Origin of the sequence: Pontibacter liquoris (assembly GCF_022758235.1) — a bacterium.
In the GTDB taxonomy this organism is placed as follows: domain Bacteria; phylum Bacteroidota; class Bacteroidia; order Cytophagales; family Hymenobacteraceae; genus Pontibacter; species Pontibacter liquoris.
In genome coordinates this window covers 196,080-211,551 of the sequence record NZ_JALEBG010000003.1, presented here as the reverse complement: position 1 = coordinate 211,551, position 15,472 = coordinate 196,080, and the positions used below count along the sequence as shown (strand labels likewise).

Genomic DNA, 15,472 nt, shown 5'->3' with positions numbered 1-15,472 from the left:
ACATTTTTATCGCGAGATAGCAATTCAACAATTCAAAAACTAAGGAATGAACTATAACGATATTCCAGCCGAAAATCTGCTGAAGATAAAAACACTAGGCCAGCTGAAAGCAGCCGGCTACGAACCACAGTCCGTAAAGCAGGAGCTGCGCCAGAACCTGATCCGGAAGCTGCAGCAAAAAGAAGATATTTTCCCGGGCATCTGGGGTTATGAGGAAACCGTAATTCCGGACATGCAGCGGGCCATCCTTTCCATGCACCACATCAACCTGCTGGGGCTGCGCGGGCAGGCCAAAACCCGTATCGCCAGGCAAATGATAGACCTGCTGGACGAGTACATCCCGGTAGTGCAGGGCTCTGAGCTTAACGATGACCCCATGCACCCGATCTCGCGCTACGCCAAAGACCTGGTGCACGAGCACGGCGACGATACCCCGATTGGATGGCTGCACCGCGACGAGCGTTATACTGAAAAACTGGCGACGCCGGACGTATCGGTTGCAGACCTGATCGGCGATGCGGACCCTATAAAAGCGGCCACCATGAAGTTGCCCTACTCGGATGAACGGGTAATCCACTTTGGCCTGATCCCGCGCTCGCATCGCGGTATTTTCGTGATAAACGAGCTGCCCGACCTACAGGCGCGCATCCAGGTGTCGCTGTTCAATATTTTGCAGGAAGGCGATATCCAGATCCGGGGCTTTAAGGTGCGCATGCCACTCGATATCCAGTTCGTATTCACGGCCAACCCGGAGGATTATACCAACCGGGGCTCTATTGTAACACCGCTGAAAGACCGTATCGATTCGCAGATCATCACCCACTATCCGAAAAGCATTGAGACGGGCAAGAAGATCACTCGCCAGGAAGCGCATGTAAAGGATGGGCAGGAGCACGCCGTAAAAACCAACGAGCTGGTAGGCGATTTGATCGAGCAGGTGGCCTTTGAGGCCCGCGAGAGCGAGTATGTGGACCCCAAAAGCGGTGTATCGGCCCGCCTGACCATTTCGGCTTACGAAAACCTGCTGAGTGCGGCCGAGCGCCGCGCACTGCTAAACGGCGAGAAAACAACCTATGTGCGTGTAGCTGATTTCCTGAACACAATCCCGGCTGTAACGGGCAAAGTGGAGCTGGTGTACGAGGGCGAGCAGGAGGGAGCGGGCCATGTGGCGCAGGTACTGATGGGCAAAGCCATCCGCACGCAGTTTCTCAAGTACTTTCCGGACCCCGACAAGGCCAAGAAATCGAAACAGGGCAACCCTTATAAAGCCGTTACAGCCTGGTTTGGCGATGGCAACACCGTCGATATTCTGAGCGATGCGTCTGCAGCTGATTACAAAAAGGCATTGCTCAAAGTGCCGGGGCTGGAGGCGCTGATAGAAAAGCATCAGCCCGAGGCGAAAGGCGAGGAAAAGCTGTTTATGATGGAGTTTGCGCTGCACGGCCTGGCCGAGCACAGCCAGCTCAGCAAAAATAAGCTGGCCACCGGCCTGCAGTTCAAAGACCTGCTCAGCGGCATGTTCTCGATGCCCACTTTTGGCGAAGAGGAGGAAGAAGACTTTTAGGGAGTTCAGAGTCCTGAATTCTGAGTCTCGGGTTGAATAGAAGTATAAAGGCAGGAGCAGCGATGTTCCTGCCTTTATACTTTATACTTCAAAAAGCGTGGTGGTTATACTTTGCCATTCCTCATCAAGCGTTAGCTGGGGTCTTTGGCGGCCTGCACGGTGGTACCAGTAGTCAGCATTCCAGGTGTCGCCTTCCTTGCGGTGCAGGTAGGCGTGCAGCCAGGCGGCAGTTTTATCAGGCAGATCCTGGATGAGTTCGTGTGCTTTCTGCCAGTCGCCGCTGCCTTCGTGCCACATGGCCTGCAAGTATACCGATAGGCCGGAAGGCGGCGCATCGCTGGTCAGGCTTTGCGTAAAGGTGGAGAGATTCATAAGGTTGATAAGTATAATAGAAGAGGCCAAAGTTATAGCCGCTTTCCTTTTTATGAAAGCTACTTCCATTGGTGGCCCTTAAAAGGTGGTTTCGTAGCTTGACGATGGTCTTTATTCTTTTTTCTTCGGAATAAATTCATCTGTAAAATGCTCCTGGTGTTTTGGGCGGGAGAACTTTTCCTGGTTAAAGGCTTTGGAGTTGCCTTTGGGAATGGACAAGGAAGTCCAGTTATCTGCACAAACCATTTTGCCAATGAAAACAATTTGCCCGATATGGTACGGGTAATGTGCCAATTGCCTGTTAATTGCTTCCAGTACCGTATGCCCTTGGTTCCGGATGTAAATTGTTTTCTCCAGGTCTTCCGGCGTCAGTGCTTTTAATGTGTTCAGGAAGCAATTCCATCCCTCGTTCCACTTGTCTGTTAATTCCTGCTTGGAGGTAAGGTCGTTTTCAAATTCACTTTCCCGGTCGCGCCATTCCTTCTCACCGTCAGTCGTCAGAAAATCAGTCCAGCGGGAAAGCATGTTTCCCCAGAGGTGTTTTACTATAATGGCGATACTGTTGCTGTCTTCATTGTATTGCCAGAATAGTTTCTCGTCCGGAATTTGTTGGAAAGTCTTTTCTCCGAGCATTTTATAATACTCGAATTGCTTAATCACGCTTTCTAAATAACCATCTGCCATAACGCTTCCTTTTACAGGTTGTTAATCAAAACAAACGACTACTAAGCTATACGATTGAGGTCTGAGTTTTATACTTTCATTAACATGCCTGATTTGAGGGGCAGTGAGGCTGTAGATTGAGGCTGGCATTTACGATATGTTATGTGTTTTTTATTGCCAGATCTTAGCAGTTCTCGCATTGTAAAGATTGACTTTACACATAAATTTGCCTTTGATTTTTTCTAGATATTCCAAATTTTCGTCGGCGAAGACCCCAATGTAAACACTGTGTAACTTGTTCCCAGCAGGCTTTCCCAGATGTGCTGCTTTGTTGATTGCATCAATAATATGGGAATCATATTCTCCGAAATTAAAACCGAAAGTCACTAATGAACCTTCAATTTTACAAAGCTCATCGTAACAAAATGATAAATACTTATTATGCATGATATGATTGAGCTTTTCTCTTGCACTTCCTGCAGTAACAAATATAGGGTATTCTTTACTTTCCATTCGTTCATGAATCTTATGTAATAAATAGTGCTGAGAATCATATTCTTCTTTGACAATATCAATTCCTGTATCGAATATTGGTAAAGCTCCATGTAAATAGAAAACATTTTGCCTCTCTTTATACTTGCCCCAACGTAGTTCGGAAAATTCAGCATCCTCTCCTTTGATTATCTCTTCAGGATTCTCTAATTCTCTGCCAAAGCCATCTATAGCAATCTTTGAGTCATTTCTCATTAATACCCAGTATGGAAGCAAATCATAATTAGTAGAGAATACCTTTCCACTATTTGCAAGAAAGTCATTTAGGTAACTATGACAGCATTGGCTTTTTTCCGCAGGAACTATAAAGACATGTTCTGGATGAAGAGCTTTAACAGCTTCAATTAAACTGTTTTTTAAGGTTGTACTGGCACCTTCTATTTTATTAACTAAATGGACATCATTACTAAAGGCTTTGGCAATTTCAGCAAAATTGTCCAACTGCTGCATTATCAGTTCGAAGTTCTTAGTATTGATAATGGAAAATAGCTTTATAAGAAGTTCATTTTGTGAATCGTCAATAAATGTGCTTAATGCGTTATATGAAAATATTTTTGGATCATACGCCATACTAAATCCATTGCCGAATAGTAGATGTTTAGTTCGCTTCTTTTGACGGAGTGATTTAACAACTTCGTCATAAGATGGTAATGTTTCAATTTTTATTTCTATATTTAAAATTCCATCTCACTACCACCCCAAACGCGAACTTACGCTTAGCAGCCTGAGGTATGGAGCGACCTTTATACTTCTAAATATAACGAATTTGCTATTGTTTATACCTCCCTTTCCTCTTTAAATCCTTTACCCGTAACTCCATGCCTTAAATTGTGGTAGCAGGTAGGTATGGAGCATATCTCGATCTGGCCGGTGCTGGTGCTGGCGCTCATACATGCGTTTGGTTCTAAGTTGCGGTTCCTGGGTGGCGTGCCGCGAAGCATCTGGCTTTCGGCGGCCGGAGGTACGTCGGTGGCCTACGTGTTTCTGTACCTGTTTCCGGCATTGGGCGAGGGGCAGGCGCAGGTACAGCGGGCATTTCCGGGCGAAAGTTTTCTGCGCCACCACGTCTATATTATGGCACTACTGGGGCTTACTGCTTTTTATGGCCTGGAGCGGGCGGTGGTGCAAAGCAAGCAGCAAAACGAAAAAACAGCAGGCGAAAACAAAGCATCTGCCGGTGTTTTCTGGCTGCACATGGCTTCCTTTGGCGTGTATAATGCCCTGATCGGCTATCTCCTGTTTCAGCGTGAAGAGGGGACAACCCAGCAGCTGATCCTGTTTTCGACAGCCATGGGCCTGCATTTTCTGGTAAACGACTTTGGGCTGCTGTCCCACCATCAGGAGCGGTATAAGAAAGCCGGGCGCTGGGTGTTGGTGGCTGCTTTAATAATAGGCTGGAGCATTGGGTACCTGCTGGTGCTGTCGCACACGCTGATCGTGTTGCTGGTGGCTTTTATAGGCGGCGGTGTTATACTCAACGTGCTGAAAGAAGAGCTACCCGAAGAGCATGAAAGCCGTTTCTGGGCCTTTGTACTGGGAGCCGCCGCCTATGCCATCCTACTCCTTTCCCTCACTTCGTAGCAGGCGCAGGGTGCTTTCGAAAAGGTAATAGCCTGGCTACGGCAGCCCGCATGCGTGATACTGGCCTGTTCGTATTTACCACCAACTGCTTTTAACCGTAAGACCATACGTCTGGGCACATCATCATAAAACGATACTATGGCACTTCCGCTTTGGTTACAGGCTGGCTTGTGGGGCTTATTAGCAGGCTCGGCGCTTTTACTGGGCGCAGCGCTCGGTTATTTTGTTCCTATCCGGCAACGTCTGGTGGCCGCTATTATGGCTTTTGGCAGCGGCGTGCTGATCTCGGCGCTCTCATTCGACCTGATGGCGGAAGCCTATAAACAGGGCGGTTTTGCAGCTACGGCGGCCGGCTTTTTGGTTGGGGCCATTATTTATACGTTCGCTAACTGGCTGCTGGCGCAACGGGGAGCAAAGCATCGCAAGCGCTCGGGCGAGCAGCAGGCTTCTGAGGCACAGGACAGCGGCAGCGGAGTTGCGCTGGCCATTGGCGCGCTGGTCGATGGTATTCCCGAGTCTATCGTGATCGGGGTAAGTATGATTTCGGGCGGGGCGGTAAGTATGGTGGCGGTAGCGGCTATTTTCCTTTCCAACCTGCCCGAAGGGCTCTCCAGCTCGGCCGGCATGAAGAAAGCCGGGCGTTCCAAAGCCTATGTTTTCGGTGTCTGGTGCAGCATTGCTGTTATTTCAGGCGTGGCGTCGCTGGCGGGTTATACGTTCTTCAGCGGCTTCCCGCCGGAGGTGATCGCAGCCACTACTGCCCTGGCAGCCGGCGCCATCCTGGCCATGCTCTCCGATACCATGATCCCGGAAGCGTTTGAGTATGCGCATAACTTTACGGGCCTGATCACGGTGGCTGGCTTTCTGCTGGCCTTTATCCTGAGCCGCCTGGCAGGGGTGTGATAAACGAAAAAGCCGCCCCGGTCAGATACCAGGGCGGCTTTTATAAGTATAGCCTGAAGGCGGTTTACGCTTCTTCGTTCACTACAATTTTCTCGATCTTGTCGTTGGCACGGATCTGGTCGATCACGTCTACGCCTTCTACCACTTTGCCAAAGCAGGTATGGTTACGGTCTAGGTGGGCCGTGTTTTTGCGGCTATGCACAATAAAGAATTGCGAGCCGCCGGTGTTGCGGCCGGCATGGGCCATAGAAAGCACGCCACGGTCGTGGTACTGGTTTTCGCCTGTCAGTTCGCAATCGATCTTATAGCCGGGGCCACCTGTGCCGGGTGTGCCTTTTGCACCTTCGCGCGAGTTAGGGCAACCGCCCTGGATCACGAAATCAGGAATAACGCGGTGAAAGGTCAGTCCGTCGTAAAAGCCTTTTTTGGCCAGGTCGATAAAGTTCTGTACTGTTTTAGGAGCATCTTTTTCGTAAAACTCAACTTTCATAACACCTTTGCCGGTGTGGATTTCTGCAGTTCTCATGTATACTTCTGGTTTAGCTTAAAAATCAATCTAGATAACAAAAGTACGTAAATTATAGTTTAAGAAAGCTAAGAGGAGGCTATACTGCGTTTAAAGCAGGATTTTTGGTCCCTTTTAGCAATTTTAATTCAATTACAGCCTATAACGAACTATGAAAAGAACGAAAATACTGGCATATGCCCTGGCATTATGCACGAGCACCCTGGTAATGAGCTGCGGCACGAACCAGGGCAACAGCGAGAACGAACTACAGCAGGAAGCAGGCACCAACCCTGGTTCAGATGCGGGTGCCCAACAAACGACTCCGAATGCGGCCGGTGCAGAGACCGGTGCTGCGGATAAGCCTGTAAGACACGATGGCTCTATTGTTGGCGGCCATGAAATGATGCCCTCACAGAGCATTGTGGAGAACATTACCGCCAACCCGGACCTGACGACTCTGGCTTCGGTCCTACGGCAGGCAGGCCTGGTGCAGGACCTGAGTGGCACCGGCCCTTATACTTTTCTGGCGCCTACCAACGAGGCGTTTGATGCCCTGCCCAAAGGCACCTTAGGAGACCTGATGAAGCCCCAGAACAAGGACCGCTTAGTTGCGATCCTGAAAAACCACGTGATCGCTGGCAAAACTACCGGAACAGACCTGAAAGACGGCAGTACTTTACGCACCATGGCCGATTCGCCTTTAAAAGTGGAGAAGAACCAGGATAAGGTGATGGTGAACGGAGCCGAAATAGAGAAAGCAGACATTGAAAGCAGCAATGGCGTGATCCATGTGATCAACAAAGTGCTGGTGCCGGCCGAGAAATAAGCGCTGCAGGATCAGAAAGATAAACAAAAAGGAGCGACTGCGTGTGCAGCCGCTCCTTTTTGTTTTATAAGTATAAGCATTTCCTGAAAGCCTCCGTTTGAAGTGGGGTACTTGCCGGCGCAACTCTCAGAAGAATATCTGCAGCAGTATAAAGATTTAGCCTTTTTCGAAGGGGTTGGTTGCCCATACGGCCAATTCGGGTATAAAACCGCGGCTGTCCATCTCCAAAGCGCCTTTTATGGCCCAGGCAATCTCCTCGCCCCGCAGCCTGTTGGGCTTGCTTTCGCGTTCTTCCCTGTTCTCCCGACCGAAGGCGGTGGTTACCTCGCTGGGGTTGATCAGCATAACGCGCACATCATACTTGCGCAATTCGGCCTGCCAGCTTTGCGTCATGCTGCGGAGGGCGGCTTTGGAGCTGGCATATACCGAACCGCCGGCATACCCGTTTGTGGCTGCCGTAGAACCAATGTTGATGATGTTGCCGGCATTCTGCTGTTTAAAAATCTCGGCCGCCCGGCCATCATCGCTGCGCCGAATACATTGACGCGGTATATCGTTTCAAAATCTTCTACGGTCAGTTGGTCCAGCCCGCGGGTCAGGCCAATACCAGCGTTGTTGATGAGCACATCCAGCCGGCCATACCTGTTCATAAACTCATCAAAGGTGCGCTGCACATCAGCGGAGTTGCCCACGTCGGCGGTAATGGCCATGGCGCCGAGTTCGGCAGCGGCCTCCTGCGTGCGGCTGGCATCGCGGCCCGTAATAGCTACGTTGGCGCCGTGTTCAATGAGCAGTTTTGCGGTGGCGCGGCCAATGCCCAGCGTGCCGCCCGTAATCAGAATATTTGCGTTATCCAGTTTCATTTTATGTTGTGGTTTGTCTTCAGAAGTATGAAATTCTGTAACGGCGCAGGTGCGGATTGGTTGATTGCTGGATGTGCGGTTGCTATGGGATGACCTGAGTAGGAGAATCCAACCACCCCTGCCCCTTCTTGTCAAAGAAAGGGAGCCTGTTTTTGGTAAGGCAAAGTATAACGTTGCAGCTGCTGCCCAGGTTGCTTTTCAGGAGAGTGCGGGTTATACCAGAAGAGGGCAGGTTTATACTTCATCTGACCTTAAAAGGCACAAGCAAACGCTTGCGCCAGACACACAAGGCCCTTTAAAGCTGGCAAAGAGTAAAAGCTCAGAGAATTACGCAAAGTCAGGTATGACTATCTAACTCTTTAACTCTCTAACTTTTTAACTCTCTAACTCTCTAACTTCCCCAGCTTACTTCCGGTTGTCACCGCCGTGCAGCATGCTCAGGTAGCTTTCGTAGCGCGAAAGGGAGATCTCGTTGTGGCGCACCGCCTCGATGACAGCGCAGCCCGGCTCGTTGAAATGGGTACAATTGTTAAAGCGGCACTGGTTCAGGCGCTCGCGCATTTCAGGGAAGAAGTGGCCCAGTTGGGCTGCCGGAATGTCGACTATACCCAGTTCTTTGATGCCGGGCGTATCGATGATGTAGGTATCGGTGTCCACTTCAAACATCTCGGCAAAAGTGGTGGTGTGCACGCCTTTGTCTGAAAAGTCGGAGATCTCGGAGGTTTTCAGCGCCAAGTCGGGCACCAGCAGGTTAATCAGCGTGGACTTGCCCACACCGGAGTGGCCCGACAGGAGAGTGGTTTTGCCTTTGAGCAGCGCATGAAGGGCCTCTATGCCTTCACCAGATTCGGCTGAGGTAGCCAGGCTGCTGTAGCCGATCTGCGCATACATGTGGCTGATCTGATGCTGGTAATTCCGCACATCTTCATCATAGAGATCGGTTTTGTTGAATACCAGCGTGGTAGGGATGCTGTAAGCCTCGGCCGTTACCAGGAAGCGGTCGATAAACCCGAACGAGGTGCGGGGGGATACCAGCGTGACGATGAGCAGCGCCTGGTCTAGGTTGGCCGCAATAATATGCGAAAAAGCTGTTTTGTGGGTGCTCTGACGGATAATGTAATTTTCGCGCTCGGCGATGTGGTGAATCACGGCAGTGGCTTCCTCGGTGCCTTCCACGTCAAACTCCACGCGGTCGCCTACAGCCAGGGGGTTGCTCACCTTCATTCCCTTCAGCTTAAACTTGCCGCGCAGGCGGGCACGGTGCAGCTGGCCGGCTGCATCGCGGACCAGGTACCAGGAACCGGTAGATTTAATGACAACTCCTTTCATGTATGCGGGGTAAGCAGGCGGGCAATATCGGCCATGATGCGGCTTGTAGCGCCTGCCTGGTTTTGTACGTATTGTTTTTCGGTTGTGGTGATGCGGTCGCGCTCGCCGGGCGTGCGGTATACCTGCTCAAAGGCAGCCAGCAGCTCTGCCGCATCCGCCACCGGGAAAGCGCATTTTAACCTTACCAGATCGATCGCTTCCTGGAACTTCTCGTACCGGGGTCCGAAGAAAAGGGGCAACCCGAATACGGCCGCTTCCAGGGTGTTGTGCAGGCCTTTGCCAAACGCACCACCAATGTAGGCATACGTACCATAGCTGTAAAGCGAAGAAAGCATCCCGATATTATCGATCACCAGCACCTTATACTTCGAAACAGTATCGGTAGTGGCTTTGGAAAAGGGCACCGCATCGGCACCCAGCGTTTGCATCAGAGCTGTTATACCTGCCTCGTTCACCTCGTGGGGCGCCACGATGAACTTTATACTTGCCTTATACTGCTGCAGCAGTGGCAAGAGTACGGCCACATCGGCCGGCCAGCTGCTGCCCACGATAAACACCTCCTGGTCGCCAGCAAAAGCTTCGACCAGCGGGAGCTGCTTAACTGATGCGGCTGTCTGCAACACCCGGTCAAAACGCGTGTCACCGGCAACGCTTGCTTTCGTAATGCCTATACTTTGCAGCAACTCCAGCGAGGCTTTGTTCTGAGTATAGAGGTAGGTAAAGTTGCGCAGAATAGCGCGGTTAAATTCCCCGTAAGGCTTAAAGAAGATCTGATCGGGCCGGAAAATAGCGGAGATGGAAAGCACCGGAATGTGCTGCCTATGTAGCGCCTGCAGGTAATAATGCCAGAATTCATACTTGACGAACACGGCCAGCCGGGGCTGCACCACCTCCACAAAGCGCCGGGCGTTGCGGGCACTGTCCAGCGGCAAGTACAGGATGTAATCGGCACCGGTGTAGTTTTTGCGTACCTCGTAGCCCGAAGGCGAGAAGAAGGTGAGCAGGATCTTGTACGTCGGGAATTGCTGGCGGAAGGCTTCCATCACCGGGCGGCCCTGTTCAAACTCACCCAGCGAGGCGCAATGGAACCATACCACCGGGGCCTGGTTTCCGTGCAGGGCCTGCTGCAGGCGTTCAAACTGTTGCTCGCGCCCCTGCCGCATCTGCTTTGCCTTCTGGTTAAAAGGCGAAGCCAGGGCAATGGCCGCTGCATAGGCTCTGATCCCGATATCGTAAAGAAACTTTGGCAAGTATAACGAACATTGAGTGATTACTGCAAAGATAGGAGAATGCCCCGTTTTATGGCAGGTAAGTTTTTGAGCGCGGGTATACTTTAGGCAGCTGCTGTCCTGTTACTTCATTCAAATTAAAACTGGCCGGAACGTACAAGATACTTTGATTCTCTCCTGTTTGTCATCCTGAAAGGATCTTGTGGGCCTGTCGGGTAAGCTTTACCTCCGCCGCGGCAGGAGCTTTCCTTTTTCATCCTGTTTCTCCGCATTAGGTCTGAGATTAAAACCTAGTAGACGGCCAGGACGCAGCACAGGAAAGTATGGCTTAAGGTATAGGTTAGCCGACAGCTATAAAAAAGTGGCTGCGCAAAACACATCGTTGCGCAGCCACTTTTCATGTATAATAGAAGCCTGCCGGCGATATGCCAGCTTTTGTCAGCTTACAGGTTCTTTTTAACGATCGTAGCCGAGGCCTGCGCAGTTGGCAGCACCAGCACTTCAGCCAGGTTTACGTGCGCGGGCCGCGATACGATAAAGCCGATGAGCTCGGCAATGTCCTGCGCCTGCAGGGCCTGGTAGCCCTGGTACACGCTGGCCGCCCGCTCGCTGTCGCCTTTAAAGCGCACCTCCGAGAACTCCGTTTCCACGAGCCCCGGGTTTACCTCCGACACCTTGATGCCTTCCTGCACCAAATCCAGGCGCATGGCCTTTGAAAGCGCGTCTACAGCAAATTTGGAAGCGCAATACACATTCCCGTTCGGGTATACTTCCTTGCCCGCTATAGAGCCGATATTAACGATATGGCCTTTTTTATACGGCAGCATCAGCGGCAGCACGGCGTGGCTTACATACAACAGGCCCTTTACATTAATGTCGATCATGGCGTCCCAGTCGGCTATATCCCCCTCCTGAATCGAAGAGAGGCCATGCGCGTTGCCGGCATTGTTTACCAGCACGTCGATCTGGCGCCACTCGGCGGGCAATGAATCTACGGCTTGCTGCACGGCTTCCTTATCGCGCACATCAAAGGTCAGCGTATGCACCGGCACGTTTGTTATCTGCGCCGTTAACTGCTCCAGGCGCTCAAGGCGGCGACCGGTGGCGATAATATGGTAGCCCTGTCGGGCCAGTTCAAGGGCAGTGGCGTATCCGATACCGGAAGAGGCGCCGGTTACAAAGGCAATCTTAGTCATTTTATTCAAAGAAAAGGATCAGGGAAATGTTGCGGTTGGTGAGCCGGTCGATGCTTTTGCTATACTTCTGGGCATCGTCGTTCAGGGGTTGGTGCATATTGAGTAAACCCTGCGAAAAACGCAGCTCGGGAGCAAACTTAAAGTATGGATAAAAGATATCCAGGCCCACGCCATACTCCACGGCCAGGTCAAACTTGTTTACCTGCAGCAGCTGCTCATCCGGAAGCTCGGGGTTGTTCTTGCGGTTCCCCAAGTCGATGCCCGGCTTGAGACCGCCTACAAAATACATCCGGAAATTGCCCCGGCGCTTGGCTTTATACTTCAGCAGCAAAGGCAGCTCCACCATCGTCGAGCTGATGGTCTGCACATCTTCTACATCTTCGGCCTGGGTGTTGGTAAACACGATCGGGCGACCATAAAAGCCTACGCCCGGCACAAAGCGCAGATCCAGGTACTCGGCCATGCGCACATTTAGTACCAGGCCAGTGTAGAGGCCGATATTGGTTTTGGTGTTGGCGGTAATATAACCTTCGCCGGTGGCATCGGCGTTGGCAAGCTGGTCGGCATACCACTGCGAGTGCTGCAGGTTATAGCGGGTCAGGGGCAGGGCCAGGTAAAAGCCGTAGTGCACCCTTTTTTCGTCGTAGCCGGGCTTGTTCTCGCCTTTGATCTTCTTCTGGGCCACAGCGGCCGTGTTTGCTCCCAGGAGCAGGAGCGCCAGCAGCCCGAAAAGCGTTATTTTTTGCCTGTATAGATTGCGCTTATTCCAAACGTAAGTGAATGCCATTTTGTGCTTTTAAATCCGACTTCTTCAAAGATACTGATAAACTCCTGCCCATCCGGGAAGGCCTGCACGGATTCGGGCAGGTATGTATAGGCAGCATTGTCCTTTGAAACGATCTTACCTACTACCGGTAGTATGTTCTTAAAATAAAATTGATAGAGCTGCTTCATCGGGAAGCTGCGCGGCTTAGAAAATTCCAGTACCACGGCAGTGCCTCCCGGCTTCAGCACACGGTTCATTTCCGAAAGCCCTTTGGGCAGGTTCTCGAAGTTGCGTACCCCAAAAGCTACCGTAATGGCATCGAAGGTATTGTCCGGGAAGGGCAGGTTTTCAGAGTCGCCATACTTGAGCTCTATCTTAGAAGCCAGGCCGCGTTTGGCCAGCTTTTCCCGTCCTACGGCCAACATGCCCTCCGAGATGTCCACGCCTATAATTTTATCGGGGTTTAGGCGCAGCGCTTCAATGGCAAAGTCGGCAGTGCCTGTGGCAATGTCCAGCAACAGCTTGGGCTTTTCAGATTGGAGCAGGCTCACTGCTTTCTTGCGCCAGAGAATGTCGATGCCGGCACTCAGGAAATGGTTCAGGAAATCATACTTGCCGGCAATGTTGTTGAACATTGTGGCGACCTGCTGCTTTTTGTTGTCGTTCTGGTCTTTGTAGGGTACTACCGCCATGCGTGAAATCTAAAGTATACGTACCGCAAAAATACTGTACCTAGAACTATATTGCACGGTTATTGTTCCGAAATATAAAAAAACCGGCCAGGCAGTATTGCCTGGCCGGTTTTTGTTTCTGCTCACCGGGTTTGCCGGCTACATTTTTAGTGGCCTGCCGCCGATTTTTGCGCTACTTCGTCTTCGCGGGGCAGCACCTTAAACTCGGTTCTTCTGTTTTGCTGCATATTCTTCTGCGAGGTGTTTGGCGCGGCCGGGCGACGCTCGCCATAGCTCACGGTCACCATGCGCTTAGGCGATATGCCCTGCTTCACCAGGTAGTCGTAGGCGGCATCGGCGCGGCGCTGGCCCAGCGCCATGTTGTAGGCGGCCGTTGCGCGCGAATCGGTATTCCCCTGGATGCTGATATTTACACCGGGGTTCTGCTTCAAAATGCGGGCGATCTTATCCAGTTCGCGCAGCGCCTGGGGCTGCAGCGTATACTTGTTTGTCTCGAACAGAATGTGCTGCAAAGCCAGCGGACCTGCCGGCGTAGCGGCAGTGGTATCGACATAGGCCACGTAAAAATTGCGGGTCAGGCTGGTGGAGTCGTTCAGCACCACGGGCAACTCGATCTCGGTAGTGGTGATAAGTTGATTGTCTTTTGTAACCTGCACCTGGTACTTGCGCCCGGACAGCACCAGCACCGAATAAGCACCGGAGTCAGGGCGGGTCACATCGCGGTAGGAGATGGGGCGCTTATCGGCCTGCAAGCCGTTAAAAACCAGTTCCACACCTGGTATCACTGTGCTGTCTTGCTGCGAGAACACTTGGCCTTTGATAGTAGCCGGGCGAATGTAGCTGATCGTATAAATATCCTTTTCGCCATAGCCGCCAATGCGGTACGAAGACAGGTAGGCGTAGCTGCCATCGGGTGCCAGGCGGTAGTAGGTATCATCATCGGGTGTATTGATAGGCGAACCCAGGTTTACAGGGCGCGCCCATTTGCGTGCAACCGAATCATACTTGGCCGAGAAGATGTCGTAGCCGCCGATGGTGTTATGGCCTCGGGAGGCAAAGAACAACGTGCCATCTGCTGCCAGGTAGGGGCTATCGTCGTCGTAGGGGGTGTTGATGGTGGCGCCCAGGCTTTTGGGGGTCTGCCATCCGGTGCCCTTCACGTTGCGCTTGGCTACATAAATGTCCAGGTCGCCGTTTTCGGAATAGTGGCTCGTAGAAAAGAACAGCGTTTTGCCATCGGGCGTGATGTAAGCATCCGATTCAAAATCCGGTGAGTTGATGTTGGCGCCGATGCTCTGGGGCGTTCCCCAGGTGCCATCTGCCTGGCGCTCGGCCACCATAATGTCGCCGTTGTTTTCAGAGCGGTACAGCAGCATTTTGGTATCGTTGTCGAACAGCTGGATAGAGGCATCGTGGCCGGCACTGTTCAAGGCGCCTGGCACAGTGCGGGGTTTTTCCCACTCGTCTTCGCCGGTGCGTCCTGTCTCAAAAACATCTTCAAAAAACTCGCCGTCGCGGGCTTCTTTGCCGCCTGTTACGTTCTGGCTGCGGGACGTGAACAGCAGGTAATTAAAGTCAGACGAGATAACGGGGCTATGCTCCGAGTAAGCCGAATTGATGGTTTCGCCCAGGTTCCGTACAAATACATCTTTGGGGTTAGCCACTTCTTTCTGGGCATTTTTTGCATGCTGTATCAGCATGGCCACTTCCTGCTGACGTTCCAGGTCGCGCTGTTTGATCGTTTTCTGATATTTCTGGAAATGATCGATGGCGCTGTCGAAACGATAGTTGATATGGTCTACGCGCGCCAGCCAGTATTCCATGTCCTTGTCTACATTGGGCTTTTGCCGTTGCGCACGGTAGAGGTACTCAGAGGCTTTCTCTTTGTCGAAGCTCATGTAACCGATACCGGCAAAGAAAAGCGCTTTGGCATTTTTAGGATCCTTTGCCAGGGCTTTTTCATAATAAGGCGTTGCCTCGCGGTAGTTTTCTTTTTCAAAATACTTGTTTCCGGTACGGATGAGCTTTCGGGTGTTCTGGGCAGCCGCAGCGCTGGCAAAAAGGCACACCATAAGCAGCAGCAAAGAAAACCGTGAGAACGATTTGGCTAATTGATTCATGTGTAAATGGGTTGTGTTTTTTCCTTGCGTTAATTGTGTTTCTAAAGAAAGACTCTGTTCAATAGCGGTTTACCAGAGGTGATTTCCGATACATTGCATGCTATACGTACTATATTTAAAATAGTATATACTTTATTTATAAAGAAATGGTATTCCGCTGGTAATGAAGTGCTTCCGACTATATGCAACCCCGGAAGTATGCGGTAAAGGTAGTGAGGGTAATAAGAAGTATGGGATAAGTTCTATTATCCCGAACAGGTACAAATATAAAAAAATTATTATATTTTAAACGTTACTGGTAATGTGAA

At 51.2% G+C, this 15,472-nt stretch carries 14 protein-coding genes and 1 pseudogene; 4 read left to right on the top strand and 11 right to left on the bottom strand.

Annotated features, from left to right (window positions below; genetic code table 11):
• Window positions 1-46: 46 nt before the first annotated feature.
• A complete protein-coding gene (locus LWL52_RS17915; RefSeq protein ID WP_242922739.1) occupies window positions 47-1,564 on the top strand; it encodes a sigma 54-interacting transcriptional regulator in 1,518 nt (505 codons plus the stop codon).
• Between the two features lie 81 nt (window positions 1,565-1,645).
• On the opposite strand, the gene LWL52_RS17910 is transcribed toward LWL52_RS17915, so the two are convergent.
• The 3 genes from LWL52_RS17910 to LWL52_RS17900 all read right to left on the bottom strand — a co-directional run bounded on the left by LWL52_RS17910 (window position 1,646) and on the right by LWL52_RS17900 (window position 3,811).
• Window positions 1,646-1,936, bottom strand: a complete 291-nt coding sequence (locus LWL52_RS17910) for a hypothetical protein (protein ID WP_242922731.1) — start codon at window positions 1,934-1,936, stop codon at window positions 1,646-1,648.
• A gap of 111 nt (window positions 1,937-2,047) precedes the next feature.
• On the bottom strand, window positions 2,048-2,620 hold the full coding sequence (locus LWL52_RS17905; RefSeq protein ID WP_242922723.1) for a DUF1572 domain-containing protein: 573 nt from the start codon (window positions 2,618-2,620) through the stop codon (window positions 2,048-2,050).
• A 150-nt stretch (window positions 2,621-2,770) separates the two neighbouring features.
• A complete protein-coding gene (locus LWL52_RS17900) occupies window positions 2,771-3,811 on the bottom strand; it encodes a DUF4917 family protein (RefSeq protein ID WP_367615727.1) in 1,041 nt (346 codons plus the stop codon).
• Window positions 3,812-3,997: 186 nt separating this feature from the next.
• On the opposite strand from LWL52_RS17900, the gene LWL52_RS17895 reads away from it, so the two are divergent.
• Together LWL52_RS17895 and LWL52_RS17890 are read left to right on the top strand one after the other, a co-directional pair.
• Complete coding sequence (locus tag LWL52_RS17895) at window positions 3,998-4,732, top strand: hypothetical protein (protein WP_242922719.1); 735 nt, start codon at window positions 3,998-4,000, stop codon at window positions 4,730-4,732.
• Between the two features lie 138 nt (window positions 4,733-4,870).
• Window positions 4,871-5,635, top strand: a complete 765-nt coding sequence (locus LWL52_RS17890; protein ID WP_242922717.1) for a ZIP family metal transporter — start codon at window positions 4,871-4,873, stop codon at window positions 5,633-5,635.
• Between the two features lie 64 nt (window positions 5,636-5,699).
• On the opposite strand, the gene LWL52_RS17885 is transcribed toward LWL52_RS17890, so the two are convergent.
• Window positions 5,700-6,161 (bottom strand): peptidylprolyl isomerase, encoded by a 462-nt coding sequence (locus LWL52_RS17885; protein WP_242922715.1) that lies wholly within the window; start codon window positions 6,159-6,161, stop codon window positions 5,700-5,702.
• A gap of 151 nt (window positions 6,162-6,312) precedes the next feature.
• Between LWL52_RS17885 and LWL52_RS17880 the strand changes: the two genes are divergently transcribed.
• The gene (locus LWL52_RS17880) at window positions 6,313-6,969 is read left to right on the top strand and encodes a fasciclin domain-containing protein (protein ID WP_242922713.1); all 657 of its coding nucleotides are present in this window, start codon (window positions 6,313-6,315) and stop codon (window positions 6,967-6,969) included.
• Window positions 6,970-7,125: 156 nt separating this feature from the next.
• Here LWL52_RS17880 and LWL52_RS17875 read toward each other — a convergent pair.
• From LWL52_RS17875 to LWL52_RS17845, 7 genes and pseudogenes are all read right to left on the bottom strand, one after another.
• Window positions 7,126-7,832, bottom strand: a pseudogene (locus tag LWL52_RS17875) (SDR family oxidoreductase).
• Window positions 7,833-8,237: 405 nt separating this feature from the next.
• Entirely contained in the window at window positions 8,238-9,161 is a 924-nt protein-coding gene (gene rsgA / locus LWL52_RS17870) for a ribosome small subunit-dependent GTPase A (protein ID WP_242922711.1), read from the bottom strand.
• The gene (locus LWL52_RS17865) at window positions 9,158-10,411 is read right to left on the bottom strand and encodes a 3-deoxy-D-manno-octulosonic acid transferase (RefSeq protein ID WP_242922703.1); all 1,254 of its coding nucleotides are present in this window, start codon (window positions 10,409-10,411) and stop codon (window positions 9,158-9,160) included. The genes rsgA and LWL52_RS17865 overlap by 4 nt, the downstream gene beginning before the upstream one ends.
• A gap of 422 nt (window positions 10,412-10,833) precedes the next feature.
• Entirely contained in the window at window positions 10,834-11,586 is a 753-nt protein-coding gene (locus tag LWL52_RS17860; protein ID WP_242922702.1) for an SDR family NAD(P)-dependent oxidoreductase, read from the bottom strand.
• Window position 11,587: 1 nt separating this feature from the next.
• Window positions 11,588-12,373, bottom strand: a complete 786-nt coding sequence (gene porT / locus LWL52_RS17855; RefSeq protein WP_242922693.1) for a type IX secretion/gliding motility protein PorT/SprT — start codon at window positions 12,371-12,373, stop codon at window positions 11,588-11,590.
• Window positions 12,322-13,044, bottom strand: coding sequence for a bifunctional demethylmenaquinone methyltransferase/2-methoxy-6-polyprenyl-1,4-benzoquinol methylase UbiE (ubiE, locus tag LWL52_RS17850; protein WP_242922690.1), 723 nt, complete (start codon window positions 13,042-13,044; stop codon window positions 12,322-12,324). Before ubiE ends, porT begins: the two co-directional genes overlap by 52 nt.
• A 146-nt stretch (window positions 13,045-13,190) precedes the next feature.
• Window positions 13,191-15,164: an OmpA family protein gene (locus tag LWL52_RS17845; RefSeq protein WP_242922688.1), complete on the bottom strand. Its 1,974-nt coding sequence runs from the start codon at window positions 15,162-15,164 to the stop codon at window positions 13,191-13,193.
• Window positions 15,165-15,472 lie beyond the last annotated feature (308 nt).

Excerpts from the sequence above, each read along its gene's own strand:
- LWL52_RS17915 (WP_242922739.1), top strand. The coding sequence starts at position 47 with ATGAACTATAACGATATTCCAGCCGAAAATCTGCTGAAGATAAAAACA.
- LWL52_RS17910 (WP_242922731.1), bottom strand. The coding sequence starts at position 1,936 with ATGAATCTCTCCACCTTTACGCAAAGCCTGACCAGCGATGCGCCGCCT.
- LWL52_RS17905 (WP_242922723.1), bottom strand. The coding sequence starts at position 2,620 with ATGGCAGATGGTTATTTAGAAAGCGTGATTAAGCAATTCGAGTATTAT.
- LWL52_RS17895 (WP_242922719.1), top strand. The coding sequence starts at position 3,998 with ATGGAGCATATCTCGATCTGGCCGGTGCTGGTGCTGGCGCTCATACAT.
- LWL52_RS17890 (WP_242922717.1), top strand. The coding sequence starts at position 4,871 with ATGGCACTTCCGCTTTGGTTACAGGCTGGCTTGTGGGGCTTATTAGCA.
- LWL52_RS17885 (WP_242922715.1), bottom strand. The coding sequence starts at position 6,161 with ATGAGAACTGCAGAAATCCACACCGGCAAAGGTGTTATGAAAGTTGAG.
- LWL52_RS17880 (WP_242922713.1), top strand. The coding sequence starts at position 6,313 with ATGAAAAGAACGAAAATACTGGCATATGCCCTGGCATTATGCACGAGC.
- rsgA (WP_242922711.1), bottom strand. The coding sequence starts at position 9,161 with ATGAAAGGAGTTGTCATTAAATCTACCGGTTCCTGGTACCTGGTCCGC.
- LWL52_RS17860 (WP_242922702.1), bottom strand. The coding sequence starts at position 11,586 with ATGACTAAGATTGCCTTTGTAACCGGCGCCTCTTCCGGTATCGGATAC.
- porT (WP_242922693.1), bottom strand. The coding sequence starts at position 12,373 with ATGGCATTCACTTACGTTTGGAATAAGCGCAATCTATACAGGCAAAAA.
- ubiE (WP_242922690.1), bottom strand. The coding sequence starts at position 13,044 with ATGGCGGTAGTACCCTACAAAGACCAGAACGACAACAAAAAGCAGCAG.
- LWL52_RS17845 (WP_242922688.1), bottom strand. The coding sequence starts at position 15,164 with ATGAATCAATTAGCCAAATCGTTCTCACGGTTTTCTTTGCTGCTGCTT.